Genomic DNA, 26,708 nt, shown 5'->3' with positions numbered 1-26,708 from the left:
TGAGTGTTCCATGAGCAATACACGCGTTTTAACAGGTATCACAACCACCGGTACTCCGCACATTGGTAACTACCTTGGTGCGATTAAACCTGCGATTGAAGCGACCCTTAATCCAAACACCAATTCGTTCTTCTTTTTGGCGGATTACCATGCACTGATCAAATGTCACGATCCGGAACGCGTGGCGCAATCAACACGCGAAATTGCGGCGACTTGGTTGGCACTTGGGTTGGATACCGACAAAGCGACCTTCTATCGTCAGACCGATATACCAGAAATTCCAGAACTCACTTGGATTCTTACCTGTATGTGCTCTAAGGGTTTGATGAACCGTGCTCACGCTTACAAAGCCTCAGTCGATGCTAACCGTGATGCTGGGTCAGAGGATCTGGACGATGGCATCACCATGGGCCTGTTTAGCTACCCAATTCTAATGGCTGCAGACATTCTGATGTTCAACGCGCATAAGATTCCGGTGGGTAAAGATCAGATTCAACACATCGAAATGGCGCGTGATATCGCTGGTAAGTTCAATCATACCTATGAAGAGTTGTTCGCACTTCCAGAAGCTCAGGTGGATGAGGAGACTCAACTGATCCCCGGTTTGGATGGTCGTAAGATGTCGAAGAGTTACGACAATACGATTCCTCTGTTTGCGCCAACTGATCAGCTACGCAAGCTCATCAATCAGATTAAAACCGACCTGCGTGAGCCCGGTGAGCCAAAGGATGCCGATAACAGCACCATCTTCCAACTCTACAATCTGTTCGCCAATAAGGACGAAAGTGCAACAATGCGATCAGCGTTTGAAAATGGCATCGCTTGGGGTGAAGCAAAGCGAGAGCTGTTTGAGTTTCTGGATGCCAAATTGTCAGCGCCACGTGCACGTTACAATGAACTGATGAACAATCTTGATGCCGTTGAAGCTGAGCTTCACAAAGGGGCTGAAAAGGCACGTGCAGAAGCGGCTCCACTGCTTGAAAAGGTTCGTATCGCGGCCGGTATTCGTCCGTTGACCTATGTAGCACCTAAGGCTGAAAAGCAGAAAGCCAAGCAGAAAGAGCTTACAGCAGAAGAGTTAGCGCGCATTGAAGAGGGGCGCCGTCGTGCCATTCTCCGTGGTGCACAGCCTCTATTGGATCAGGTAGCCAATGCAGAATATCCTGCCGCAGAAGCTAAAGCGATTGTTGCAGCGAAAACAGAAGAGGTTGCAGGCCTTAAGAAAAAAGCGAAGCAGAAAGCTGAAAACGAGCTCGAAGCGCTTAAAGCTGAGTGGGCGTCGCTACTCAATTAATCAAAAATTGATTTAGTCGCTTGATCTATCTGAGTCGGCGCTTTTAAATGAAAGGATCTAATTGAATAGGTCCTTTTTTTATGTCCACTCCACAGCCCGGTATTATTGCTGAGTCTAGTCAACATGCCATTTATTTAAGTTATAACGTTAAGCGTAATAGCGAAGCTCTTAGCTCAGTTAAGGCCTTTTTAAAAAATGTTCCGGTGATTCAATCTCGTTTGGATTCATTGGGTAATGGTGCTTTTTTGACCGTCGCAGTAGGTTCTGTTTATTGGCATCAAATATCGACCACTCAACCAGCAGAGCTGACCGCTTTTCCTGCATTGGAAAACGGCATTCGGGTGGCACCTTCAACACCCACTGATCTATATGTTTCTATTCGTTCAGATTCTGTTGATATCAATATGGATTTAATGGCTGAGGTTCAAAATACGTTGGGCTCTAACGTAACGTTGATCGAGGAGATTCGTGGTTTTAGATATCATGATATGCGAGATCTTACCGGATTTGTCGATGGCACTGAAAATCCAGAAGGGGATCATCGAGCCGAAGTGGCACTGGTGGCTGAAGGTGAATTTGCCGGAGGTTCCTACCTGCATGTTCAGAGATATGAACATGATCTCGAATCGTGGGGAAGTTTACCTGTTTCTGAGCAAGAGAAGACCTACGGTCGCACAAAGCAAGATAATGTTGAGTTTGCCAGTGCTGATAAATCACCACACGCTCACACTAAACGCACCTCACTAAAAGATGAGAATGGACAGTCTATCGAGATACTGCGTCACTCTATGCCGTATGGGGATGCACATCGTAAAGGGCTTGTCTTTATCTCTTTTGGAGCCTCCCCAGTTCCCTTCACAAAAATGCTCACCTCGATGGTAATGGGGGATGAACATGGAGATGCCGACAACCTTTTGCTTTTCACGCGCGCGGTCACTGGAAGTGCCTATTTCGCACCGTCTATTAACTGGCTGGAGCAACTTTAATGACAATGCTAGGAGATCTTGCGGCTTGGAGTGCCTACGCCATATTTAGAAGCCCATTCGCACGTCGCTCTAAATGGATTCACGATAAGACGATGAAGCTCTTCAGGGTAGGGGCCCAACGCGGTAGCGTCAAAGCGCTCTCTACTTATGGGTTTCTGCTGCATTTTCGTGGTGCTGATGCGGCCAGCAAAGAGCAGGGGGCTTTGTATATTCAGGCAGCTGCTGAACGCGGTGATGCAAAATCACAATACCAGATGGGTAAGCTCTATGAGTCTGGCTATCCGCCAGTGATCTTTAAACTGGCTGATAAAGCTTATGAACACTTCAAAGCCGCGGCGGAACAGGGCCACCCAATTGCTATTCAGCGAATGGTGGATATCTATACCAAGGGCGAGCTGGGTAGGGAGATTGATGTAGAGAAAGCTCAGCAGTGGGAAGCTAAGCTTGGGCAAAATGCCGGGGTTTGACAGCAGTGACTGGCTTTCAGCCTGTCAGTTGCTTTCGAATTACATTGTAGATTCTGGAAGATGCTGATAAAGCGGATGACAGGCTGAAAGCCAGTCACCGGCACTCTGTAGGAGCGAATTTGAACGAAGTGAAAAACCGCGAATGGACGAACCCGCCAAATTAATTGTTCACGGTTTGCCTTCGGCAATTCGTTCCTACAGGATCGCGTTACTCCGCCGAAGTATCCAACGCTGGGAATGACTTAACCAACTCATCCACCGCTTTCATCTGTGCTAGGTAAGGCTCTAGCTTCGATAGTGGTAGGGCACAGGGGCCGTCACACTTTGCAACGTTTGGATCTGGGTGTGCTTCTAGGAAGAGACCAGCAATACCCTGTGAAAGGCCCGCACGAGATAGCTGTGCTACCAGCGCACGACGTCCATCGGCTGAATCTGAACGTCCGCCCGGCATCTGCAGTGCGTGGGTAGCATCAAAGATGACTGGGTAACCAAACTCTTTCATGATGCTAAAGCCAAGCATATCGACCACGAGGTTGTTGTAACCGAATGCACTGCCGCGCTCACACAGAATCAATTGATCGTTACCAGCCTCTTCACACTTGGTCAGAATGTGCTTCATCTCATGCGGTGCAAGGAACTGCGCTTTCTTGATGTTAATCACCGCACCGGTTTTCGCCATAGCGACTACAAGGTCAGTCTGGCGTGATAGGAATGCAGGAAGCTGAATCACATCACACACCTCAGCGGCTGGTTGGCACTGGAAGGGTTCGTGCACGTCAGTGATAACCGGTACATTAAAGGTCGACTTGACCTCCTGAAGGATTTTCAAACCCTCATCCAAGCCAGGGCCACGGAAAGAGTTGATAGAGGAACGGTTTGCCTTATCAAAGCTCGCTTTAAACACATAAGGGATATTCAGCTTGTTCGTCACTTCAACGTACTGCTCAGCAATGGTCATTGCTAAATCACGCGATTCCAATACGTTCATACCACCAAAAAGCACCATCGGCTTATCGTTATTCACATCGATTTGACCGACTTTGATACTGCGCTGTTCCATTGTTGTTCCTTATAAAAATGATTCCGCGATTATAAAGTAACTAGCCGGTATATTGTAGAAGGTAACTACTTTAGCAACGGTGACTGGCTTTCAGCCTGTCATCCGCTTTCGAATTACATTCAATCTTCTGGAAAACGCTGATAAAGCAGATGACAGGCTAAAGCCAGTCACTGGTGAATCCGGCAATTGCTTTAAATCGAGCCGCCGATAAACTCAACGATGATCGATTTTGCTAAAAAGGCAGCAAGGCCTAGGCCGAGTGCAAAGAAAAGAATAAAAGTACCGAATTTGCCGGCGTTCGATTTTTTAGCAAGATCGTAGATGATAAAGAAGATGAAGAGAGCGAAGACGGTGACACCGACGTTAAACATGATCGCTTCCATTTCGGCTAAACGCATAGTTCTCTCCTCTCAATTTGAGCGCGCATCATAGCAAATAGAGAAGAATTAACACCCTGTAAAAGGTAGGGTTTTTTACAGCTGGTTCGCTTTACGATAGCGCCCCTGGTAGTCAAAGATGCGCTCGGTCACTTGCCAATACTTACCCGATTTTCTGGAGACGACAAAGTCCGGTACGGGTAAAGCGCTGCTCAGCTCAAGTACTGATTCCACGCTATTGAAAAGAGTGGGTGATTGACCACTATTCACCCGTGATCCAAAGAGTTGATTAAACAGCACCCTTTGTTTGGGGTTGGTGAGGTTGAACTTCTCCGATAGGGTGTTTGCATCTTCATCATAGTAGGTCACTCGTATCGCCATATCCTCTTGATTGACTCTAAGTCCCGCACAGCGAATCACTTTGCAGCTGTTCAGTGATAGAGCTTTTTTGATCAGATCATCAGGGTCGATCAGAGCCTCATGACACCCTTGGCAGTTTCGTGCCGCGATATCATTTTCAGCGCCGCAATGAGGGCAGCTTTTGAACTTAAAGCGAAACTGACACTGCTCCCCGTCATCAGAGAGACCTTGGCAGCGGCGTCCATAGTGCTCAATGACGGCTCCATCTTGATCGGTTCTTCCCCAAAAGAGGTTAGCAAAGTCGCAGATAGGGCAGAACACCTGTACCGGCTCGGTATCAGGTGCTGGCTTGGGTACGCCGACTTCAGGGTCGAATAGATCGATTCCGTTGTTGGCGTAGTCGATGACTAAACACTCTTTTTTACCTTCACTCAGTCGTAAGCCGCGACCGACCATCTGTTGGAACAGACTGACTGATTGAGTGGGGCGAAGAATCGCAATTAGATCGACATGTGGTGCATCAAAACCGGTGGTCAGTACCGCAACGTTAACGAGGTATTTAAACTGCCGCTGTTTAAAGCGGTTGATGATCTCTGTACGTTGCTTAGCATCGGTATCGGCTATCACCAGCTCCGCTTCCCCTTTAGGGAGGTAGTCCAATATCTCTTTTGCGTGCTTAACACTGGCCGCAAACAACATGACGCCTTGCCGATCGTTAGCAAGTTCCACGACCTGCTCACAAATGGCTTCAGTGACTCTGGGGTATTTAGCCAGCAGTTCATTGACCTCCCGCTCTGCAAACAGTCCGTTAGGTGAGGGTGTCAGTGCTGAGAAGTCGTAGTGTGCGGTCGCTGCATTGATCAGCTTAGGCTCCGTTAAGAACCCCTGTTTGATCAGGTTGCGCATCGGCAGATCATAGATGCAGTGTTGGAAAATGGTGCTCTCTGATTGGCGGAAAAAACCACGGTAATCCCGATGGTATATCCAGCCATGGCCTAAACGATAGGGGGTGGCAGTGAGTCCTAATACCTTTAGCGATGGATTACTCTTCTTAATCTGGCTGATCAGTTGTTGATAGAGCGATTCGTCGTTATCAGAGACACGGTGGCACTCATCAATAATGATCAATGAGTACTGATGATCAAACTGATCGAGATTTCTGGCGATTGATTGGATCGAGGCAAACACCACTTGATGTTCAGTGTCACGCTGCTTTAGTCCCGCCGAGTAGATACCCGGTGTCAGCCCTAATGCCGCATATTTGGAAGCATTCTGTTCGACCAGTTCTTGAACGTGAGTGACCACCAATATTTTACGCTTTGCTAGGCGGGCTAGCTCGGCAATGATTAGGCTTTTACCGGCTCCGGTAGGGAGCACCAGTACGGCGCTCTCGGAGGTTTGGCGGAAGTGCGTCAGCGTCGCATCAACCGCCTGTTGTTGATAGGGGCGAAGAGTAAAGCGCTGTGTCACTCCCACTCCATCGCTTCAAAGATGCGCCCCGCGTTTTTGCCCGCTAGCTCATCGGCTGTCTCTAGATGAAGGTAGGGTGTTTGGTCAATTTTGTAGGCGTCATCGAGTGTGCCGCCCTCATCAATCAACTCTCCGATCTTACCCCGAACGTACTCAAGGTAACCGCGAGTATATCGATCGACCTCGGCAAAGTTAGTGGGTTCCCCGTGACCCGGAACAATGATCATATCCTGTGCTATCGGTGTAAACTCATTCACCCAAGTCTCTATCCATTCAGCCGTATTGGTCTCCGGAAAGACGGGCAGCATGCGTTGGTGAAAGGCTATATCGCCGGCAATCATGACGTTGCGCTCAGGAATCACAACACTGATGTCCCCTTTTGAGTGGGCTGGGCCAAGGTGCATAAGTTCGGCCGTGATGCCCCCAAGATCTAGCGTCATGCTCTCTTCAAAGGTTTGATCGATCTCGGTCAATTCGGTGCCATTGATGCGCTCTTTCAGTGTCTCTTTGAGCATCTCTAGACCGCGAAACCCCTGCTCTTGAATCTCCTCTTCCGCATCGACGTGGGCAATAATGGTTGCCCCTTGCTCTTTCCAGTAGTTATTTCCTAGAGCGGCATGGGATTGGCCATTTTCATCAACGACGTATTTAACCGGTTTGTCGGTCAGTTGTTTGATCTCATCATGTAGGGCTTTGGCTAATAGGTAAGTACTTGAACCATTCACCACCAGGACTGACTCATCGCCAATCACGAAGCTAAGGTTATTGTTGTGGCCGGCATTCTCATAGGTGTAAAACTTCAACTGCCCGATGGCCGAGTAGACATCATCGGCGACTTTGACGGGTTTATCGTAGAGTAGGGACTCTTTGTACTTATCATCGGGCGTCACAGCAAAGGCTGAGGTCGACACTAGGCTTGTGAGAATTGACACACTTAAAGAGAGGGCTTTTAACGGCATAGCACACACCTTGTTCTGTTTTTATAGACCAGAAATATAACACGCTTTTATCGAACGGGTAGTGCCGATTCACTCTTAACATTGCGCATGACAAAACTCGAATGCACGCCGGTCACGCCCTCTATGCGGGTGATCTTTTCGAGCAATAAGCGTTGAAAATCTTCCATGTCATGCACCACCACTTTGAGTTGGTAGTCAGCATCCTGACCGGTAATCAGCAAGCACTCTAATACCTCTGGTAGATCATTAATGACCTTATCAAAGTTGGCGAAACGCTCTGGGGTGTGGCGATCCATCGAAATCATAATGATTGCGGTAAGCGTTAACCCCAATTTTTTGGCATCCAAGTTGGCGCGATAGCCGCTAATGATGCCGCTCTCTTCAAGGGCTCTGACACGGCGTAAGCAGGGGGAGGGTGAGAGACCGACCTTATCCGCTAACTCTTGGTTTGAGATGCGTCCATCTAGCTGAAGCTGCTGAAGAATAGCCTTATCGTAACGATCCATTTCTACAATCCGCAAAAAATTAGAATAAAATTGCTTAATTAATTAATTTATAGCAATTAATGATAATAAATTCATCTATTTCTTAGTTAATTCGCAATCATTCACCTCCGTAACCCCAGTAAACTGTGCAGCAATGAATTAACTCGAAGCCACTGTTGAGGATTGTATGTCTAACTTCGATTACCGCCGCTATCAGCCAGCTCCACAGATTCAAATTGAGAATCGTACTTGGCCTAACAACACAATCACCCACGCGCCGATTTGGGCGTCGGTGGATCTGCGTGACGGTAATCAGGCGCTACTTGAACCGATGACTGTTGAACAGAAGCAGCGTCTATGGCGTCTGTTGGTGAAGATTGGGCTAAAAGAGATTGAAGTGGGCTTCCCGTCAGCGAGTCAGCCGGACTACGATTTTGTTCGCTGGTTGATCGACAACGGTGAGATTCCTGATGACGTGACGATTCAGGTACTAGTACAGGCCCGTAAAGAGCTGATAGACCGTACCTATGAAGCGCTTCGTGGTGTTAAAAGTGCGGTGGTTCACGTCTACAATTCAACCAGTACGATTCAGCGTGAGCGCGTATTCAATCAGGATCGCGAGGGTATCAAAGCGATTGCGACACAGGGTGCGCGGTGGGTCATGGAGGGTGCCAAAGATTACCCAGAAGTTGATTGGACCTTCCAGTATTCACCAGAGAGTTTTACCGGAACTGAGATCGACTATGCGATCGAGGTGTGTGATGCGGTAATGGATGTTTGGCAGCCAACGGCTGAGAACCGCTGCATTATCAATCTACCGTCAACGGTAGAGGAGTCGACGCCCAACATTTTTGCCGATCAGATTGAGTACTTCTGTACCCATATGAAGAATCGTGCTGGCGCGATTATCTCAGTTCACACTCATAATGACCGAGGATGTGCTGTGGCGGCTGCTGAGCTGGCAGTTTTGGCCGGTGCTGATCGTGTGGAAGGGACGTTGCTAGGCAATGGCGAGCGTACCGGTAACATGGATTTGGTCACAATGGCGATGAACTTATACAGCCAAGGCGTTGATCCTAAAATGGATCTGTCTAATCCGGATGAGATTATTACCACCTTTACTGAGTGTACGCGCTTGCCGGTTAGTCCCCGTCATCCTTGGATTGGAGAGTTGGTCTACACGGCCTTTTCGGGTAGCCATCAGGATGCTATACAGAAGTGTTTGCACCGACAGGGTGAGGATGAGCACTGGCAGGTGGCTTACTTGCCAATCGACCCAAAGGATATTGGCCGTGATTACCAAGCGGTTATTCGCGTTAACAGTCAATCAGGCAAGGGCGGTATGTCCTTTGTACTTGAACGTGATTATGGCATTACTCTGCCGCGCTGGATGCAGACTGAATTGGCTCCGCTGGTTCAAAAAGCTTCAGAAGAGAGTGCTTCGGAAATGGGCAGTGATGCGATTTTTGAGATCCTTAAAGCGAACTTTATTAAATCGGCTGAGCCAGTAGCGTTGCAAGGCTTCTCCATTGATCGTCAGCAAAACGAGCAGTTCAAAGCGACAGTATCGATCAACGGCCAAGATCGTGAACTGATCGGTCAGGGGGAAGGGGTAATCTCCTCTTTCCTTGATGGTTGGGCCTCGTTGACTGGGCAGGCAGTCAACGTCATCGACTACTCTGAACATGCGGTCGGTAGTGGCACCGATGCATTGGCAGCAGCTTACTTCTTAATCAATGTTGATGGTCAGCGTGTCGTCGGTATGGCCTTTGATACAGACAGTTTAGGGGCTTCTCTAAAGGCACTGATCTCGGCCATCAACCGATCAGAGGTCGCTGTACAACTAGCGGCTTAGTGACGCTAACAACTGATTTAATCCGTTAATTGATAAGGCCGGTTCGCATTGTGAAATGTGTACTGGCCTTTTTATTTTCAATCAATCTATCAAAAAGTGTCATGAAATAGGCTGAAGGAGTAGAATATTGGCCTTAATTGAAACTTTCTAATTGTTAGTTGGAACCCTTCATGCCTCACTCTCACAGTACGCTTCAAGAACTTCGCGATTCTGATCAATTCATTCAGCGCCACCTCGGCTCAAATGATGCTGAGCAATTACAGATGTGCAGCACCCTGGATGTCTCTGATCGAGCTGATTTGATTCAGAAAACCGTCCCTGAATCGATCCTACTGAGTGATGCGCTCTCGATTGGTAATCCGGTGACAGAGGTTGAAGCCCTGTCGGAACTTAAGCAGATCGCGGCTAAGAACCAACTGAACAAAAACTTTATCGGTATGGGCTACTACGGCACCTTGGTACCGGGTGTTATTCAGCGTAACGTGCTGGAGAATCCCGCTTGGTACACCGCCTACACCCCTTACCAGCCTGAGATCTCACAAGGCCGTCTTGAGTCACTGCTCAACTTCCAGCAGATGGTCATGGATCTGACTGGCATGGACTTGGCAAACGCGTCGTTGCTTGATGAAGCGACCGCTGCAGCTGAGGCAATGACTCTGCTTAAGCGATCTAATCGTAAGAAATCAGACACCTTCTTTGTCGATTCTCAGGTACACCCACAGACCTTGGATGTTATTCAAACACGTGCCGAGTACTTTGGTATTGAGGTCGTTGTTGATGATGCCACAAACCTCTCTTCACACGACTGTTTCGGCTGTCTGGTTCAATACCCAGGCAGTGAGGGGGAGATTATCGATCTTGCCAGCGTCGTTGAAGATGCTAAGGCACAAGGTGCACTGGTTGCAGTGGCAACCGATCTTTTAGCATTAATGTTGCTTAAATCACCGGGCTCTCTCGGTGCAGATGTTGCCCTCGGTTCAGCACAACGTTTTGGTGTACCGATGGGCTTTGGTGGTCCACATGCTGCATTTTTCGCGACCAGCGAAAAGCTTAAGCGCTCGGTTCCTGGTCGTATTATTGGGGTATCGATCGATTCCCGAGGTAACCAAGCCTACCGCATGGCGATGCAGACACGTGAACAGCACATTCGTCGCGAGAAGGCGACCTCTAACATCTGTACAGCTCAGGCTCTGTTGGCCAATATGGCTGCGTTTTATGCGATCTACCATGGCCCAGTGGGTCTGAAAAAGATTGCTACTCGTGTTCACCGCCTCGCTCAGCTTGCAGCGAATCAGCTTAACCGTGCTGGCTTAACGACCAATACCCACTTCTTTGATACCTTGAGCTTTGATGCCGACGCAACGGTCTATCAGCGCGCTTTAGATGCCAATATCAATCTTCGTAAGATCACTGAGACTCGTTTCGGTGTCAGCTTTGATGAGACGCACAGCGTTGAAGATGTCGCGCAACTTGTAAGTATCATTACCGGTAAGGTTGTTTCAGTTGAGGACCTAGGTGATGTCGATGCGGCTCTTTCGATCCCAACGGATATGATTCGTGAAGATGAAGTGTTGTCTCACCCTGTCTTTAATCGATACCACGCTGAGCACGATATCCTTCGTTACATGAAGCGTCTAGAGAATAAAGATTACTCTCTGGTTCACGGAATGATTCCGCTAGGTTCATGTACGATGAAGTTGAATGCGACTTCGGAGATGGCGCCGGTCACTTGGCCAGAAATTGGTAATGTTCATCCGTTCGTTCCTGCAGAGCAGGCACAGGGCTACGCTGAAATGCTAGAACAGTTGGATCGTTGGTTGATTGATATCACCGGCTACGATGCGATCTCTATGCAGCCAAACTCAGGGGCTTCGGGTGAGTACGCTGGTCTGTTAGCGATTCGTAAGTACCAAGAGTCTATCGGTGAAGGTCACCGTAATGTCTGTTTGATTCCATCGTCGGCGCACGGTACCAACCCTGCTTCAGCCGCAATGATGGATATGAAAGTGGTTGTGGTTGCCTGCGATGAAGTGGGTAACGTGGATGTGGCTGACTTGAAAGCCAAAGCGGAACAGCACAGCGACAACCTGTCGACACTGATGATTACCTACCCATCGACGCACGGTGTCTTTGAAGAGGCTGTGGGTGAAATCTGTGAACTGATTCACCAGCATGGTGGTCAGGTCTACATGGACGGTGCTAACTTGAATGCGCAGGTAGGCCTGTGTAAGCCAGGTACGATTGGTGCTGACGTATCACACCTTAACCTGCACAAAACCTTTGCTATCCCTCACGGTGGTGGTGGTCCAGGTATGGGGCCTATTGGTGTGAAAGCACACTTAGCGCCATTCCTTGCTAGCCACAGTGTATCGCCCGTGCCAGGTAATGGCAGCAATGGAGCCGTAGCAGCAGCACCTTACGGTTCGGCGTCTATTCTGCCGATTACCTGGATGTACATCCGTATGCTCGGTGATCGCGGTTTGCGCGAATCGACCGAACTGGCGATTCTAAATGCTAACTACATTGCTAAACGTCTTGAGAATCACTATTCGATTCTCTACCGCGGCACGAATGGCTTTGTCGCACACGAATGTATTATCGACATTCGTCCTCTGAAAGAGGTCTCTGACATTACGGAAGAGGACATAGCTAAACGTTTGATGGACTATGGTTTCCACGCGCCGACCATGTCCTTCCCTGTGCCGGGTACGCTAATGGTGGAACCGACTGAGTCAGAATCGATTCAAGAGCTTGATCGTTTCATTGAAGCAATGATTAAGATTCGTGAAGAGATTGCGGCGGTTGAGCGAGGTGAAGTCGCTGCGGAAGATTCTGTTCTTAGACATGCACCGCACACCCTGGAAGATCTGGTGGATGCAGAGTGGACTCGTAGCTACTCAAAAGAGCAGGCGGTGTTCCCAGTCAGTGCCGTTCGCCAAGCGAAGTTCTGGCCAACGGTTAACCGTATCGACAACGTCTACGGCGATCGAAACTTCGTCTGCACCTGTCCACCGGTGAGTGACTACGCAGAGTAGGTTATTTTGTATTAACAAAAAGGGGTCAGACCAAAGGTCAGACCCCTTTTTTTTTGGAGCGTTGGAGCGGTTTGAATGTTGGAGCGGTCTTGAAAAGGCCGCGATTATAAATCGCCTCATCTACGATAAGGCTCCAACAAGATCACTCCACAAACAAAAAATTTCGAATCAGCTCTTTACCACCTTCGGTCGCAAAGGATTCTGGGTGGAATTGAATGCCATGGATTGGATACTCTTTGTGCTTAACACCCATAATCTCAAAGGCACCGCCTTGGCGGATTCGATCGATGTTGGTCAGGTCGTTCTGCTGTAGCTCACCGACAGCTGCAGTGACCTCTAAACAGTCTGGAATCGATTCCGACTCTGCAATGAGAGAGTGGTAGCGCATCACCTCAAGTTGATCGGGGATATTTTTGAATACACCCTCGGCGTTGTGGGTGATCGGACTGATCTTGCCGTGCATCGGCAGTGGGGCTTTCACCACCTTTCCACCAAAACAGTGGACTATGCCTTGCATACCTAAACAGACGCCCATTAATGGCGTCTCTTTGCCTAGGCTGGTTATCACATCAGCACAGACGCCAAAATATTTAGGGTCATCCGGTGAGCCAGGGCCGGGCGAGATAATGATTCTATCTGGGTTGGCCTGGCGAACAGCCTCAACATCGACCTCATCGTTGCGTTTTACAATGATCTCAAAATTATCCAAGTTGCCTGCGAGGTGCTCAGCTTCAAGAATCTCGCCAATGAACTGGTAGAGGTTGTAGGTGAAGGAGTCATAGTTATCGATGATGTAAACCTTCATGGTTGTTGAGTCGGTCACGCCTGTACCTCCACCATAAATTGATCCAGTACTTTTTTAGTACCGGCAAACTTGCGACGAATCTCTTCGTACTCATCTTCCGGATTAGAGTCGTAGACATTACCACCACAGGTCTGCACATACGCCTGTTCACCGTTGGCAAATACCGTGCGAATAGGAATGGCAAAGGTACAATCACCATTGAAGGAGAAGTGACCGACTGCACCTCCATAAGGGCCCCGGCCATCTGCTTCCAACTCATCAATGATCGTCATCGCCTCAATTTTTGGCGCGCCTGTCAGTGTGCCGGCAGGGAAGTTGCTGGCTAAAGCAGAGAACATGTCATGCTCATCAGAGATAATGCCGACAATCTCACTTGAGATGTGTTGGACATGACTGAATCGTTTGATGTCCATAAGGTTGCGCACTTTAACCGTACCAAAGCGTGCCACTCGACCGATGTCGTTTCGATGTAGATCGACGATCATATTGTGCTCGGCAATCTCTTTAGGATCGTTGAGTAGGGCGCGAGCTAACTGCTGATCTTCAACGGCATCGGCGCCACGTTTTGTTGTGCCGGCCAGTGGGAAAGTCTCCATTTCACCCTGACGTAAGCGGAAGAGTAGTTCGGGGCTTGCGCCAATTAGCTTCTGCTCACCAAACTTTACGTAGTACATCTGCGGCGATGGGTTCACTTCGCGCAATTGTTCGTAAATGTTGATGGTGTCACCCTCGAGGCGGAAACGCTTTTTAAAGCCCACTTCCGTCTGGAAAATCTTACCCTCAATGATGTCCTGTTTAACCTTCATAACAGCATCAGCATGATCTTGTTGGGTCATGGTATCGCCGAGGTTGTAGATCTTCAGCGGGCCATTGGCAGGGCAGTCGGAAGCGAGAATCTCATCGACCAACTCAATGCGGCTATCAGTGTAGTAGAAGTAGAAAACTTCACCGGTCATTTTGTCGAGAATTAGACCGTCTTTAAAAACACCAAAACGGAAGATATCGAACATCTCACTGTGTTGTAGGTTCAGTGAGGGTTCAAAGTAGTTCATACAGTCGTAACCGATATAGCCGGTCAAACCACCCGCATATTTTCGCGAGATGATGTTTTGAGGAACGATCTCACGTAGAAGGTAGTATGGGTTTTCACTGGCGTAAGACTCGCGGTTGCCCTGGCGATCCTCGATATGAAGATAACCTTCGTCGGCCCACAAAATCTGCTCAGGATCAAAACCGATGATGGAGTGGCGTGAGATGTAACTCTCTTCACCCAAAGATTCGAGCATCACGCAGTTATCAAAGCGCTTTTCGATCTTCTTAAACAGTTGGAAAAAATCGATGTCGGCCGCCATTTTGACGTATTGAGGTTTTCGGGGAAGCTTAATTTTGGCCGGTTTACGGTTAATCATTCGTTACCTTCTTTGGCTTTCAATGCGCGCGAACCGCGCGTCACAGTCGCTATACCTACACCTAGCTGTTTCGCAATTTCGCGTTGGGGAACACCATCCTCTAAAAGTCGGAAGATCTGTAATCGTTTACTGATCTCTGTGACTTCACTGGGTGTTAACAGTTCCTGCAGCGCAACGGAAAGTGTCTCTTCGCTTTGACAAGAGAAGAGGTGAGTAATGAGTTGATCAAAATGGCTAGATGTATTCATGTACTAGTACGATAGCACAATGCTTTTCCAGTGAACAGCGCTTTTTAGGATTGTCTGAAGGGCGCTAGGGGATTAAACTGTCGCCTCTTTTTTGAACTACTGGAGTGACTTCCCGATGGGTCGTGCGTATCAAAACCGAAAAGCCTCGATTGCTAAAACTTCTGACCAGAATGCTAAGGTCTACAGTCGTTACAGCCGTGAAATTTACATGAGTGCCAAATCCGGTGGTTCGGATCCCAATGCTAACCTGTCTCTGCGTAGCTTGCTTGATCGTGCTAAAAAAGATCAGGTACCTGCGCACGTTATCGATAAAGCGATCGATAAAGCGCAAGGTGGTGGCGGTGAAGACTTCGCACCTGCTCGATATGAAGGTTACGGCCCAGGCGGCTCAATGGCGATCATTGAGTGTCTAACTGACAACCCGAACCGTACCTTTGGTGATGTTCGTCAAGCCTTTACTAAGACTAAGTGTAAAATCGGTAACCAAGGTGCCGTAGCGCACATGTTTGAACACGCTGCGGTATTTGTATTCAAACACGATGATGAAGACGCTGTGCTTGAAGCGCTGATGGTAGCCGACGTTGATGTAACCGATCTTGAGAACGAAGAGGGGTTGCTAACCGCCTTTGTTGCTCCTACCGACTACTTTAAAGCTAAAACAGCTCTAACTGAGATGGGCATTACGGATCTTGAAGTAGAAGAGATCCAGTGGGTACCTAACAGCTACACAGAGATCAGCGAAGAAGATCAGGTGTTGTTTGATAAGTTCTTAGGCATGCTAGAAGATCTTGATGATGTTCAGCACGTTTACCACAACGTTCAACTGTAAAGAATGACGTTGAATGAAGGCTCCCTAGGGAGCCTTTTTTGTTGGAATAAGCCTTATGTTGGAGCGATCTTGAAAAGGTCGCGATAGTACTTGCGCTGTTGTTGGAGCGGTCTTGTAAAGGCCGCGATGATGCCAATCGCCTCATCTGCGATAAGGCTCCAACAAAAAGCCCCGCTTGTGCGAGGCTTTTTGATTTGGATGGCGGTTGAGGAGGGATTAACTCGCGACATCCCTGTCGCTCGGGCTCTGCCCAGCTTCGCTGTTCAAAAACGCTATCCTGCGTTTTTGTCGAACCCTCTGGTCGGGTTCTTATCCAAACAACCCAAAGCAAAAAGCCCCGCTTGTGCGAGGCTTTTTGTTTTAGATGGCGGTTGAGGAGGGATTCGAACCCTCGATACGTTGCCGTATACACACTTTCCAGGCGTGCTCCTTCGACCACTCGGACACTCAACCTAAACTTTAATTTGGCACAACACTTTCCAGGCGTGCTCGTTATTCGCGTCTCCTGACGCACACCCCGTTGGGGCCGGACTTCGTCCGTTCAAAAACGCTATCCTTGCGTTTTTAGTCGACCACTCGGACAACTGACCTAAACTTTTTATTGGCACATCACTCTTCAGGCGTGCTCTTCAACGCGAGCGCGGATTCTAGCAAAGATGGTTTAAATCACAAGGGTTTATCGCGGCTTGTGCTGTTACTGTGGGTGGTTTCGTTTAGAATACACTCAGATTTAATATTTTCATTAGGAACTGATTGATGTTGATGCCTATCTTGGCTGTGGTTGCGGGTCTTGTGTTATTGGTTTGGAGTGCCGATCGCTTTGTCGATGGGGCGGCTGCTACCGCTAAACATTTGGGTATGCCAACCTTATTGATCGGTATGGTCATTATTGGGTTTGGTACCTCTGCACCTGAGATGGTGGTCTCTGCTTTGGCCGCATCCCAAGGTAACCCTGGCTTAGCAATTGGTAATGGCTTTGGCTCAAACATCACTAATATTGCGTTAATTTTGGGGATCACCGCGCTGTTAAGTCCTATCAGCGTTAAGTCCAAGATTCTGAAGACGGAGCTTCCTCTATTAGCCCTTGCAACCCTGCTTGTGGGAGCGTTGATCTACGATTTAGAGATCACTCGTTTTGATGCTTTTCTGATGCTGTTTGTCTTTGCGCTGATCATGGGCTGGTCGATCTACTCTAGCATGAGAGCCAAAAACGACACACTCTCTGCGGACTTTGAATCTGAGTTTGAAGATGACGACTACCTGCCGTTAAGTCGAGCGCTTTTCTGGTTGGTGTTAGGCCTAGTGATTCTGATCGGTAGCTCACGCCTGTTGGTTTGGGGCGCTGTCGATATTGCGATGGCTTTGGGTGTCAGTGATTTGATCATTGGCTTGACCATTGTCGCGATAGGCACTTCGCTGCCTGAGCTGGCTTCGTCAATCATTGCGGTAAAGAAGAACGAGCATGATTTAGCCTTGGGTAATGTCATTGGATCTAACTTGTTCAATACTCTTGCCGTTGTGGGTATAGCCGGAGCTATTCAGCCTTTGGGTATTGAAGCTGCAGCTCTCTACCGCGATTGGACCATCATGGGCGTGTTAACTCTGTCCCTGTTTGTTCTAGGTTACGGAGTGTTGGGGCGTCGTCGCATTAATCGCGTTGAGGGTGGGTTGTTGGTGGCCGTCTATATAGGTTATGCGGGTTACCTTTTCTATACGCTGTCTGCTTCGTTTTAACGCTTAATTCGCTTCGCCCTTTGGGCTATTACTACACTTATCATCGCGGCCTTTGCTAGACCGCTCCAACAATTTCTATCGCGGTCTTAAAAAGGCCGCGATAGCTTTACATACACACTCCAGCATCTAATAAGTTGGCACGATACTTGCTCTAAATTTACTAACGAAAATTTGTAGAGAGCAGTATGTTTAAGTTTGTGTCTAAGTTAAGTATTGGTGCTAAAACCATCATTGGTGTGGCATTAATCGAGATCTGCGCCTTCTCTTTCTTGATTCTGACAGAGTCAGCCATTGTTCATGATACGAATAAAGCGCTTTATGAAGAGTCTGCACGAGGCATCTCAGAGCTCTTTACCTCGTCCATCACCAATGCGGTCATCAGTTTTGATATTGCCGAGGTAGAATCGACCATATCTCAATTCATGCAGCGTGAAACGGTATTGGGCGTTTCGGTTATAGCAGCCAATGATCGAGTCATGGCGAGCCAGACACAGAAGGAGCTTAGTGGGCTTGAATCCATATACGAAGTTCAGATACCTATTATTATCGATCAACAATCCTTTGGCTGGGTCGAATTTACCTATGACATCTCAATCGTTGACGATAACTCCAATTTTGCCAAAGTATTAGGTTTTCAAATCGCGATTGGCGGGCTTCTGTTGGTAGCTTTCTTTTCATACCTGCTTGGTCGATACCTGACTTATCGCATACGCGAGCTCTCTAAAAGTGTCGAATCGATTGCCAAGGGTGACCTAAATACTAAGGTGAAGATTATTGGCGATGATGAGATCTCGCAGTTTGCTAAGCTGCTTGAAGCGATGCGCAAAGAGTTAGTTGAAGCTCATACACTTATGGCTCAAAGCCAGGACAATTTAGCGCAGCAAGTCGAAAGTAAAACCAAAGAACTTCAGCAGGCGCTTGCACTATCGGAAGAGTCCAAACAGCGTGAAGCCGATGTGTTTGCCATTTTAGGTCATGAGATCCGCACGCCCATATCGATCATCATGATGGAGTTAGAGAATAGAGAGTCCATTAATCTCAATCGCATTCGCTCAAATGTTGAACATACTCTATCGCTTATTGATGATATGAGTTTGGTCGCACGAGCCGGTTCTGGTCGTGATATGAACGTCGATTCAGTCAATTTGGGTCAGCTATTCAGTGGTCTTATTACCAGCTATCGACAGCAAGCCTATGCACACGGAATTCGTTTAGTCGATGAGATAGTGCTTAGCGAGGCTCATGTTAAAACATCAGAGAAGGCGCTGCGTCAAATCGTCTCAAATCTAATGCGAAACGCCATCATTCACAGCCAGTGTAAAACCTTGTCTATCTCGGCCGATCTGCAACGCATTAACCCAAGCTCTGCACGTCTTGAAGTCACTATTACCGATGATGGTAAGGGCATTATGCCTGAGCTTCAGGCTCGGGTGTTTGAGAGCTTCACTCGGGGTAATAGCCAGGCTGAGGGGACCGGTATTGGACTCAGTGTCTGTAAGGAGTTGGTGACTAACATGGGCGGTGAGTTGGTGTTAGAGAGCGACGGAAAAACGGGAAGCCGTTTTACCTTTAGACTCTCATTGGCGATTGAAGAGGCTGAGAATTCTTTGCCAACATCTGAATTACCTCAGGTGGAACACTCAGTGTTAGAAGGATTATCCGTTTTGGTCGTTGAGGATAACCTAACAATCCAACTGTTAACCAAAAAGATGCTGGAATCAAAAGGCGCATCGGTTGTGACTGCTTCTAACGGGGATGAGGGGCTGCAAAAAGCTAAATTACAAACCTTTGATCTTATGCTGTCTGACCTGATGATGCCGGTCATGGATGGGGCAGAGATGATTAAAACCCTAAGGTCTATGGATGTTGATACACCCATTATCGGTGTAACAGCGGCAACCATCGGGGGGGAGCGAGATCAGCTATTAAAAGCGGGTGCAGATCTTGTGTTGGCAAAACCGTTAAAAATCGACAGCATTGACAAGGCTCTCCGCTTTCGTGTTGATAAAACGAAGCTCGATTGGTATTCAAGCGGCGAAGCAAAGCATCAGACATATTTACTCTGCAATTATGAGTCGCATATAGCGGCTCATAATTTTCAATTAATTGAACTAACGACAGAGGAAGAGTCTGGTAACTTCGATGAAATTGATGCGGGAAAGGAGGAGGTAAAGGGTGGTGTTAATGCGTGTTATTTCCGATCGTTTTTGTTGCGACTATTCAAATACCATTGGAGAATCCCACAAAAAACAAATCAACACTGTCCAAAATAGCTGGGCAGAGCTACCACTAAGCCTCCTTTTAGCTATGTCAGATCAAATACCATTGGAGATATCCACAAGAAACAAATCAACTCTGCCCAGAATAGCTTAGCAAAGCTACCACTAAGCCTGCCTTTAGCTATGTCAGAAGGCATGCTGAATAAGACAATAATAGGCAAAACAACCATCAGTGCGACTGCACAAAAAACCGTAAAAGCGTAAATTGCTCCGAAAATTGTCCCGAAAAGCTGACTGAAGAGGCTAAAAGCAAGCGCTGCATAGTGCTGAACCGCATCTATTAATAGAGCAAAAACTGTCCCGAAAATATCAATAATTGCTTCCATTTATGCCAACCTTTCTAATTTCTGTAGTAAAAATATAAGTTTCAACTGTGATCACAGGACTATTCTTTTAAGTAATCACACTTAACACTTATGCTTTCACCGTTTCCAAATACCATTGTTGCTGGAAGTTTAGAAGTGATTTCCTGATATACACCTTTTTTCTTATCGTATTTCGCAGTCTTAATGGTTAAATTAAACCTGTTATCATTTTCTGTGAATGCTAGGTATGAATCTGATTCCTTAAGAATCATGTATCTTGAGTTAGTGTGAAAATCTTTATTAATAGTTCCTTTTATGTACACTCTAGCAGAATCACTTTGATATTCTGGATAAGGTGTTACGACTGCTTGTTTTGAAATACTAGCATAGTAACCTTCAGGCGCCTTCCACCCATAATATTCCTTATCACTATGTACAGGCTCTTTCCATTCTTGAAAACCATTTTCTAAATATTTCTTTTCACTTGGAATAAGTCGATGTAAAGATTTGTAACTAAAAGAATTCACTTCATAATTGCGAAGTGTTCTTTGACTAACTTTATTCTTATAAGTAAAAGAATTTAATTCAGGAGAGTTTCCGAATAATAACTTATCATCATATACATGTATGGGATCTTGAAATACTACATCAAAAATACTCCCATCTGTGGCGCTACAATCTAAACTAGTTGTTTGTGGATAAATATTGTTTTTAACGATCTCTTTGATTCTTGATTCATTTTTTAGCTCGGTACTGTTATTGCCAACCCATGCAAGTCCACTAACTATTACTATAAGTACAATCAGAGAAATTCGTACTTTTCTTGGAAGCCAGTTATAAAATCGAAGCAAGAAAAAAGGTTTTTCTATTTCAAAAGCATAGAACTGAACACTTGTCCAATGATTTTCGATTTCACGAACAGAAAGCACGGTAAGGAATAACTTGTCTCCAGGACGAAGAGCTCCAGAGTCAATTGCCTCTTCAAGATCAACAGGCAATATGATCTCTGTACCTTCAATACCAATCATACCAGTGGTATCACCCCACAACTTGACTGTGCTACCACCTAGTGAAGAGAAACTGCGTAATTGGCGTATACGCTTATTATTACCTGAAAACATTAATTTTAGATTTTGGATCAGCTCTGCATCAACTCTTAAACAAATTTGTTCACCGCTTCTACTCATGCTGCTTTCCATCTCTCAATTAAGTATCCAATTGTGAAATTATACGGTATGACAAGCTTAGTGCAATGCCTATTGAACTCTCTAAAGCAATAGCTATCCTCTATCTGCCAAGAAATGAGATACAAGCCTTTCAGGCATCGTATCAAGGATATAAGATCTTTCTTATTTCAACTGGTCCCTTTGCAATTCCTATTCTTTCAGCGGGGGTTTTTCCATCTTTGCCTGGAAGAACATAGTTGTGGTAACAACGAAAAATTTGCAATTGTTTTTGTATGTAAGAGGGGCTGTATGGGCTATATCCCTTCCATACTCGCTGATTGTTTGATTGTGTATGAATGGGACGCTCAAGTGACTGTATACGTCTACGCACCTGAGCGAAGTAACTATCTATAGGTGCTAATGAAGCTTGTCTAGCGAGATAAGCTACCTCTCTAAAATCGTGCTTGTTCTTATTAGTGATGAACGAAATAAGCTTTTGAGCCTCATTGATTCGATGAATTGGTATTTCATAAAATTCGTGACCATGACTAACAAATGAGTGCATATAAGTTGCAGCTTCGATTAAAAACATCTCAGCTTCAAATTCACTAGGCAAGTCATAATCTTTAATGGTTTTCTTAACCAGCTTCTTTGTGTCTTTAACAAGCTTTTGTCTTTCATCTATGGTCAGATTTTTACTTGAACCAACAAATAGTGCATTAAAGTTTTCACTTTCAAACCTATCGCCAAAAGCTAACGCAAGCGCTCTATGAATTCCTGATTCTCTATCTACAAAAAAGTTAATGGATTGAGAGTGACCTATTAATCGACGCAAGTTCAAAAAGTGGGCATACATCGTATACTCCAGATGAACCAGAGCCCCGTTCTGAGGGAGGTAAGAATAATAATTGAACGCTTCAGGTGGATATCCGAACTCAGATTCCCACTCATCACTATTTACTGAATATACAGCTTCAATTTTTGCTTCAGTATCTAGAAAGGAATGAGTGATCTCTGCGTTCATGTGATTTGTGAATATTTCGTTTGATTTTGCTGCATTTAAATAATCAGCTTCCGTCCACAAACGAGCGTATTTCCTTAAGTAAGGCGGTAGTTCACTATCTCTCTCAACTTCATCCATTTCGTGCAGGTCTTTAAGATTGATAGTTGAGTCAAAATTTGCGTCCATTCCAAAAACATAGCGACTCTTCTTATCAGCAGTACCAATAGCAGTTACAACGACATGTCTTTTATCTGCCTCATCTGTCCAGTTAGCATGATATTCCTGTCTATCAGTGGATAGATTAAGCTGGGCTATATTCTTTTTAGAGAGTTGATTTTCCCTCTCTGACATAAACGCAACAGACCTTTCGTAAAACATATCGATTTTTCGATAAAGTGTTCCTGTTGCCATATCCAGCATTTCTGGAAGGCGTGCTAAGGGCGTTTTGTTACAAATAGCTCTATACAAGCCTTCATTCTGATAACGTTTCGTCATTGGATGAGAAACGCGTTTGTTTGAACCAAAAGTAAATCTTGATAGACAATCTTTACATTGGAAGCGTTGATTTCCAGCTGGAGTTTTACCAATTTTTCTGTAGCGATTTTGATGATGAGCCACTTTGTAGCCGAAGCTTACGCAATTGATGTTGAAGCAGCTTTCTCCGTCTTGTTTATAGACTTTTGATTTCTCTTCTAGATTCTGAATACGAAGGTATTCTTCGTTTATTGCAATGTTACTTTTTATGCTTATGTGTTTTTTGCAGCTTTTACATCGAATACTGCTCGATCTACCAGAACCAGTAAAAGTGTATAGAAGATCGTTCTTTGGCTTTTGGACGGGAATTCTGAAGTTATTGCACGAAGGGTTTGAGCATGCGTTAACGTTTATATCACCTGAAGCGGGTGGTAAGAATTTCTCTTTTCGCTGGCCCGATATCCGTCCCATAAAACTCCCGCTACAATTACTTGATTGTCAGTAAGTATAGTACGGGAGTTGCTGTTAGTCCGCTTTATATAAACACGAAAGCGGAGAGCCTTGCAGCATTGAGGCGTTTTTGCACTCTCAATCTGTCAAAATCGTTAATAGTTAAGAGGAGTGAGTGATGAATAAGTTATTAAAGCGTTTTGTGTCAGTTGGCGTTTTGGCGACGGCGATTAGTGGTCAAGCTTGGGCAGAGACGTTCACCTTTGGTGTTGTCCCTCAGCAGTCAGCAACCAAGTTAGCTAAAGTCTGGGGGCCTGTTCTTAAGCATTTAGAAGATAAAACGGGCGTGCAGTTTCAGTTTGCCACCGCTACCGACATTCCTACCTTTGAGCAGCGTTTAATGGATGGTGTGTATGACTTTGCTTACATGAACCCCTACCACTTCACCTTCTTTAATGAACACATGGGTTACACTGCGCTTGCGCATCGAGCGGATAAGAAAATTCAGGGTCTTCTTGTAACGCGTAACGACAGCTCCATTACTGAGTTAAGCCAGTTAGAGGGTAAGGAGGTCGCGTTCCCTTCGCCAGCAGCCTTTGCGGCTTCGTTGGTTCCACGTGGGGAGTTGGCAAAAATGGGTATTACTATCACTCCCCGTTATGTCAGTTCGCATGACTCGGTTTATTTGGGTGTGTCCCGTGAGTTTTTCTTGGCTGGAGGCGGAATAGGACGCACGTTTAATAACTCCAAAGATGATATTAAGAGCCAATTAAAAGTGCTTTGGAAAACCGAAGAGTACACCCCCCATGCCTTTGCTAACCACCCAAGAGTCGATGCCGATATAGCTAAGAAAGTTTCAGCGGTATTGGCTGATATGAGTAATTCTGAAGAGGGTAAAGCTGCGTTATCAGGCTTGGGTATTCAATCTCTTAGAGCCGCAAATGACAGTGACTGGGATGATGTACGAGCGCTGAAGCTAACGCTGTTGGATAGTCTGTTGGATTGATCGATCGCGGCCTTTTCAAGACCGCTCCAACATAAAAAGATCTCGAACCGTTGGAGCGGTCTTGAAAAGGCCGCGAACTTAATCCAAGCGAAACCTAAGCTGGAAAAGCGCGCTAGGTTTCGCTCTAACCAGCTCAATATCACCATCCATGCTTTTCATCAGGGTTTGCACTTTAAATAGCCCTAAACCCGTTCCAGCCCCAATCTCACGTGTGGTAAAGAAGGGATCAAAGATGTTGTTGATGTCTTGAGCCTCTATACCCATGCCATTATCTTCGATCGTCAGTTTAAGTTCTGATCCCTCTCTTTCACATTGAATGTTGACCAGAGCCTTTTGTTCAGGCGGAACAGCCTGTAGCGCATTGGTAACGACGCCAGATATTGCATCCATTGCTAAGCGTGACTTCGCTCGAACAAATAGAGAGTCGGGCAGTTGAATCAGTATCTGACAATTACCTGCAGAGCGATCAGGTAACTGCTGTACAGCTTGTTCAGCGCCTTGTGCAACTAGACTTCGTAGGTTGACCAACTCTAACTCTGACTCCTCTCTGTTTAACTCCAGATTGCGAAGTTGCGAGATAATCAGTGTTACCCGCAAAATAGCCGCCTCGGACTCATCTATCAGTGACGGATAGTCTGATGAGAGGTAAGCAAAATCAGCTTTTTCTAAGATTGGATTAAGCTGTTCAGGATTTTTTGACTCTTTTTTAATCTGTTCTATCGCGCTCACACACTGCTCTATGTAATCGCGCAGGGTATCGATGTTAGAACGGACGATCGAAAGTGGGTTATTCACCTCATGCGCAATGCCTGACGCTAGAACCCCCAGTGAGGCCTGTTTTTCAGCAGCAATAAGTTTGGCTTGTGCGGCCTTGATTTCATGATTGGCTAATTCGAGTAGATGGTTTTTTTCTGATAGCGCTAGAGTACGCTGTTCAACTTTGTTTTCTAGCTCTTCATTTAAATTACGCAGCTGCTGCTCTAAGGTCTTTTCCTGTTCGCGTGTCGCTTTGAGGGTGGAGCTCATTCGGTTAAAAGCGGTTGCCACGACATCGATTTCGTCGTTTCCTTTAACCTCTATTTGAGTCTTAAGTTCGCCTCGGCTAATGGTCTCTGCAGCATCACGAAGCAGGGAGAGTTTATTAATCAGATAGCGTCCCAATACAAAAGAGAAGATTGCCACTAACACCATCTCTAATGCGGCGATGGCGTAACTCCAACGTTTAGCCTCTTCAATCCTGTTGAGTATAGGGTGGATACTAAACCCGACCTCAACCATGCCGTACTGATCGCCGTCGACCTCGATGACCGCTTTTGCATCAAAGATACCGTCATCAACCTCTGACGCTTTAAGGTCTACGTCACCCGGAGAGATGGTGTCGGACTGAGTTAAGGTGCGACCCTGTTGATCGAGAACACGCGCGTACAGAATGTCATCACTTTTCATGACCTCATCGACAAACGCATTCAGAGAGGCTAGATCGTAAGCTAAAACAGCGTCTTTAACGGTAATAGCAAAGAGTTTTGCGGTTGCGTTTGCGCGCTTATCCATCTCGTTGAAGTTCGTATCACGAATAAAACCGAGCATCATAACGATCAGCGTGATCAGAAGGACCGCTTCGATAGCAGCTACCCCTAGGATCGTCTTAGTTTTAATGGAGTTTCGAATCAACGCGCTGTCTCAATAAACATCAGTTTCTCATTCGTTAACTATAGTCTATAGATCCTGAGTTGTTTTACTTCTTTTGTAGTAGAGAAAATATACGCCCATCGATAACAAGCAGTCCGAAACCAATGAACAAACCTCCCGTCACTTGAATCAGTGTAATGGTCTCATTAAGAACACTGATACCTAGCAGAGTGCCGCTAATAGGAACCAGAAGGGTGACCAGCATGGCGTTAGCGGCACCTGCTTTACTGATTAACTCAAAAAAGAGTATGTAAGCAAAGGATGTTGAGGCCACCGCCAGCGCTAATATTGAAGCGGTCGAGCTGAAAGAGGGCAGGGTGTCGGGTAATTCGGTTGAGGTCAGTATCAGTACTGGAATCATAATAAGGCTTGAGGCGCTAAGCTGGCATGTCGCAGACTGGATCGAGTTGCGTCCGGCGAGGTGTCGTTTCGCCCATAATCCTGAAAAACCATAACTTACGGTCGCTAAAAAGCTTAGCAGAACTCCCAAAGGATCGGTGTGTAGAGCCAATTGGGTTAGGCCGCTTAGCAGCGCGACTCCCAATACGCCCAACAGACTGCCAATGACTTTATTGGGTTTGAGTAACTCCTCTTTAAATAGGGCTAACACAATAAAGGTGCAGATCGGTGTCATGGCGTTGATGATGGAGGCCAATGAGACACTGATCAGAGTTTGTGCATAAAAGATGAAGGTAAAGGGGATGACGTTATTGAGCAGCCCCATAACAAAAAATTTCTTCCAGGTATCAACATCTTTAGGAAGCGGAACTTTGAAAAGAGGCAGCAGGCTTAACATCACCAGTGCTGCAATCATCACCCTTAAAAAAACCAGTAGAAGGGGATCTATCTCTTGAACGGCAATACCGATAAATAGAAACGAGCCACCCCAAAGCAGCGACAGTGTGAAAAGATTGAGCAGTTGTGAAGTAGGCATCTAATCGGTTGATCTCTATTTATTTGCAA

22 protein-coding genes and 1 tRNA gene are annotated in these 26,708 nt (G+C 46.4%); 9 read left to right on the top strand and 14 right to left on the bottom strand.

Annotation, left to right across the window (positions count from 1 at the left end):
* The first annotated feature begins 10 nt into the window (after window positions 1–10).
* From XMG48_RS05240 to XMG48_RS05230, 3 genes are all read left to right on the top strand, one after another.
* Window positions 11–1,294 carry a tryptophan--tRNA ligase gene (locus XMG48_RS05240; protein ID WP_173481011.1) on the top strand — a complete coding sequence of 428 codons (1,284 nt, stop codon included), beginning with the start codon at window positions 11–13 and terminating at the stop codon, window positions 1,292–1,294.
* A gap of 80 nt (window positions 1,295–1,374) precedes the next feature.
* A complete protein-coding gene (locus XMG48_RS05235; RefSeq protein ID WP_173481010.1) occupies window positions 1,375–2,280 on the top strand; it encodes a Dyp-type peroxidase in 906 nt (301 codons plus the stop codon).
* Window positions 2,280–2,747, top strand: coding sequence for a tetratricopeptide repeat protein (locus XMG48_RS05230; RefSeq protein WP_173481009.1), 468 nt, complete (start codon window positions 2,280–2,282; stop codon window positions 2,745–2,747). Before XMG48_RS05235 ends, XMG48_RS05230 begins: the two co-directional genes overlap by 1 nt.
* Before the next feature lie 208 nt (window positions 2,748–2,955).
* Here XMG48_RS05230 and kdsA read toward each other — a convergent pair whose 3' ends face one another.
* From kdsA to XMG48_RS05205, 5 genes are all read right to left on the bottom strand, one after another.
* A complete protein-coding gene (gene kdsA, locus XMG48_RS05225; RefSeq protein WP_173481008.1) occupies window positions 2,956–3,807 on the bottom strand; it encodes a 3-deoxy-8-phosphooctulonate synthase in 852 nt (283 codons plus the stop codon).
* A 191-nt stretch (window positions 3,808–3,998) separates the two neighbouring features.
* Window positions 3,999–4,205 carry a DUF2788 domain-containing protein gene (locus tag XMG48_RS05220; protein ID WP_173481007.1) on the bottom strand — a complete coding sequence of 69 codons (207 nt, stop codon included), beginning with the start codon at window positions 4,203–4,205 and terminating at the stop codon, window positions 3,999–4,001.
* A 75-nt stretch (window positions 4,206–4,280) separates the two neighbouring features.
* Window positions 4,281–6,014, bottom strand: coding sequence for a DEAD/DEAH box helicase (locus tag XMG48_RS05215; protein WP_173481006.1), 1,734 nt, complete (start codon window positions 6,012–6,014; stop codon window positions 4,281–4,283).
* Window positions 6,011–6,973, bottom strand: a complete 963-nt coding sequence (locus tag XMG48_RS05210) for an MBL fold metallo-hydrolase (RefSeq protein WP_173481005.1) — start codon at window positions 6,971–6,973, stop codon at window positions 6,011–6,013. The genes XMG48_RS05215 and XMG48_RS05210 overlap by 4 nt, the downstream gene beginning before the upstream one ends.
* Before the next feature lie 47 nt (window positions 6,974–7,020).
* Window positions 7,021–7,479 carry an Lrp/AsnC family transcriptional regulator gene (locus XMG48_RS05205; RefSeq protein ID WP_173481004.1) on the bottom strand — a complete coding sequence of 153 codons (459 nt, stop codon included), beginning with the start codon at window positions 7,477–7,479 and terminating at the stop codon, window positions 7,021–7,023.
* 166 nt (window positions 7,480–7,645) lie between these two features.
* On the opposite strand from XMG48_RS05205, the gene leuA reads away from it, so the two are divergent.
* Both leuA and gcvP read left to right on the top strand, forming a co-directional pair.
* A complete protein-coding gene (leuA, locus tag XMG48_RS05200; RefSeq protein WP_173481003.1) occupies window positions 7,646–9,313 on the top strand; it encodes a 2-isopropylmalate synthase in 1,668 nt (555 codons plus the stop codon).
* Between the two features lie 170 nt (window positions 9,314–9,483).
* Window positions 9,484–12,348, top strand: a complete 2,865-nt coding sequence (gcvP, locus tag XMG48_RS05195; protein ID WP_173481002.1) for an aminomethyl-transferring glycine dehydrogenase — start codon at window positions 9,484–9,486, stop codon at window positions 12,346–12,348.
* 142 nt (window positions 12,349–12,490) lie between these two features.
* Here the strand turns inward: gcvP and XMG48_RS05190 are convergent, their stop codons facing one another.
* From XMG48_RS05190 to XMG48_RS05180, 3 genes are read right to left on the bottom strand one after another with little or no spacing between them, the layout of a single operon-like run.
* The gene (locus XMG48_RS05190) at window positions 12,491–13,153 is read right to left on the bottom strand and encodes an aminodeoxychorismate/anthranilate synthase component II (RefSeq protein ID WP_173481166.1); all 663 of its coding nucleotides are present in this window, start codon (window positions 13,151–13,153) and stop codon (window positions 12,491–12,493) included.
* A 14-nt stretch (window positions 13,154–13,167) separates the two neighbouring features.
* Window positions 13,168–14,562 carry an anthranilate synthase component I family protein gene (locus XMG48_RS05185; protein ID WP_173481001.1) on the bottom strand — a complete coding sequence of 465 codons (1,395 nt, stop codon included), beginning with the start codon at window positions 14,560–14,562 and terminating at the stop codon, window positions 13,168–13,170.
* Window positions 14,559–14,810: a Trp family transcriptional regulator gene (locus XMG48_RS05180; protein WP_173481000.1), complete on the bottom strand. Its 252-nt coding sequence runs from the start codon at window positions 14,808–14,810 to the stop codon at window positions 14,559–14,561. The genes XMG48_RS05185 and XMG48_RS05180 overlap by 4 nt, the downstream gene beginning before the upstream one ends.
* A 115-nt stretch (window positions 14,811–14,925) precedes the next feature.
* Between XMG48_RS05180 and XMG48_RS05175 the strand changes: the two genes are divergently transcribed.
* On the top strand, window positions 14,926–15,639 hold the full coding sequence (locus tag XMG48_RS05175) for a YebC/PmpR family DNA-binding transcriptional regulator (RefSeq protein ID WP_173480999.1): 714 nt from the start codon (window positions 14,926–14,928) through the stop codon (window positions 15,637–15,639).
* Window positions 15,640–16,004: 365 nt separating this feature from the next.
* Here XMG48_RS05175 and XMG48_RS05170 read toward each other — a convergent pair.
* Window positions 16,005–16,092 (bottom strand) — tRNA-Ser (locus tag XMG48_RS05170).
* Between the two features lie 303 nt (window positions 16,093–16,395).
* Between XMG48_RS05170 and XMG48_RS05165 the strand changes: the two genes are divergently transcribed.
* Both XMG48_RS05165 and XMG48_RS05160 read left to right on the top strand, forming a co-directional pair.
* Complete coding sequence (locus XMG48_RS05165) at window positions 16,396–17,373, top strand: calcium/sodium antiporter (RefSeq protein WP_173480998.1); 978 nt, start codon at window positions 16,396–16,398, stop codon at window positions 17,371–17,373.
* A gap of 185 nt (window positions 17,374–17,558) precedes the next feature.
* The gene (locus XMG48_RS05160; RefSeq protein WP_173480997.1) at window positions 17,559–19,646 is read left to right on the top strand and encodes an ATP-binding protein; all 2,088 of its coding nucleotides are present in this window, start codon (window positions 17,559–17,561) and stop codon (window positions 19,644–19,646) included.
* Between the two features lie 32 nt (window positions 19,647–19,678).
* Here the strand turns inward: XMG48_RS05160 and XMG48_RS05155 are convergent, their stop codons facing one another.
* From XMG48_RS05155 to XMG48_RS05145, 3 genes are all read right to left on the bottom strand, one after another.
* The gene (locus XMG48_RS05155) at window positions 19,679–19,978 is read right to left on the bottom strand and encodes a hypothetical protein (RefSeq protein ID WP_173480996.1); all 300 of its coding nucleotides are present in this window, start codon (window positions 19,976–19,978) and stop codon (window positions 19,679–19,681) included.
* Window positions 19,979–20,037: 59 nt separating this feature from the next.
* Complete coding sequence (locus tag XMG48_RS05150; RefSeq protein ID WP_173480995.1) at window positions 20,038–21,144, bottom strand: hypothetical protein; 1,107 nt, start codon at window positions 21,142–21,144, stop codon at window positions 20,038–20,040.
* Window positions 21,145–21,286: 142 nt separating this feature from the next.
* Complete coding sequence (locus XMG48_RS05145) at window positions 21,287–22,744, bottom strand: hypothetical protein (RefSeq protein ID WP_173480994.1); 1,458 nt, start codon at window positions 22,742–22,744, stop codon at window positions 21,287–21,289.
* 484 nt (window positions 22,745–23,228) lie between these two features.
* On the opposite strand from XMG48_RS05145, the gene XMG48_RS05140 reads away from it, so the two are divergent.
* Window positions 23,229–24,056: a PhnD/SsuA/transferrin family substrate-binding protein gene (locus tag XMG48_RS05140; RefSeq protein ID WP_173480993.1), complete on the top strand. Its 828-nt coding sequence runs from the start codon at window positions 23,229–23,231 to the stop codon at window positions 24,054–24,056.
* A 78-nt stretch (window positions 24,057–24,134) separates the two neighbouring features.
* On the opposite strand, the gene XMG48_RS05135 is transcribed toward XMG48_RS05140, so the two are convergent.
* Window positions 24,135–25,727: an ATP-binding protein gene (locus XMG48_RS05135; protein ID WP_173480992.1), complete on the bottom strand. Its 1,593-nt coding sequence runs from the start codon at window positions 25,725–25,727 to the stop codon at window positions 24,135–24,137.
* Window positions 25,728–25,791: 64 nt separating this feature from the next.
* The gene (locus XMG48_RS05130; protein WP_173480991.1) at window positions 25,792–26,679 is read right to left on the bottom strand and encodes a DMT family transporter; all 888 of its coding nucleotides are present in this window, start codon (window positions 26,677–26,679) and stop codon (window positions 25,792–25,794) included.
* Window positions 26,680–26,708 lie beyond the last annotated feature (29 nt).

It is taken from the genome of Marinobacterium sp. xm-g-48 (genome assembly GCF_013282925.1).
In the GTDB taxonomy this organism is placed as follows: domain Bacteria; phylum Pseudomonadota; class Gammaproteobacteria; order Pseudomonadales; family Balneatricaceae; genus Marinobacterium_E.
Note: the sequence above shows the minus strand (reverse complement) of the source record. Positions and strands in the feature narration are given on the sequence as shown.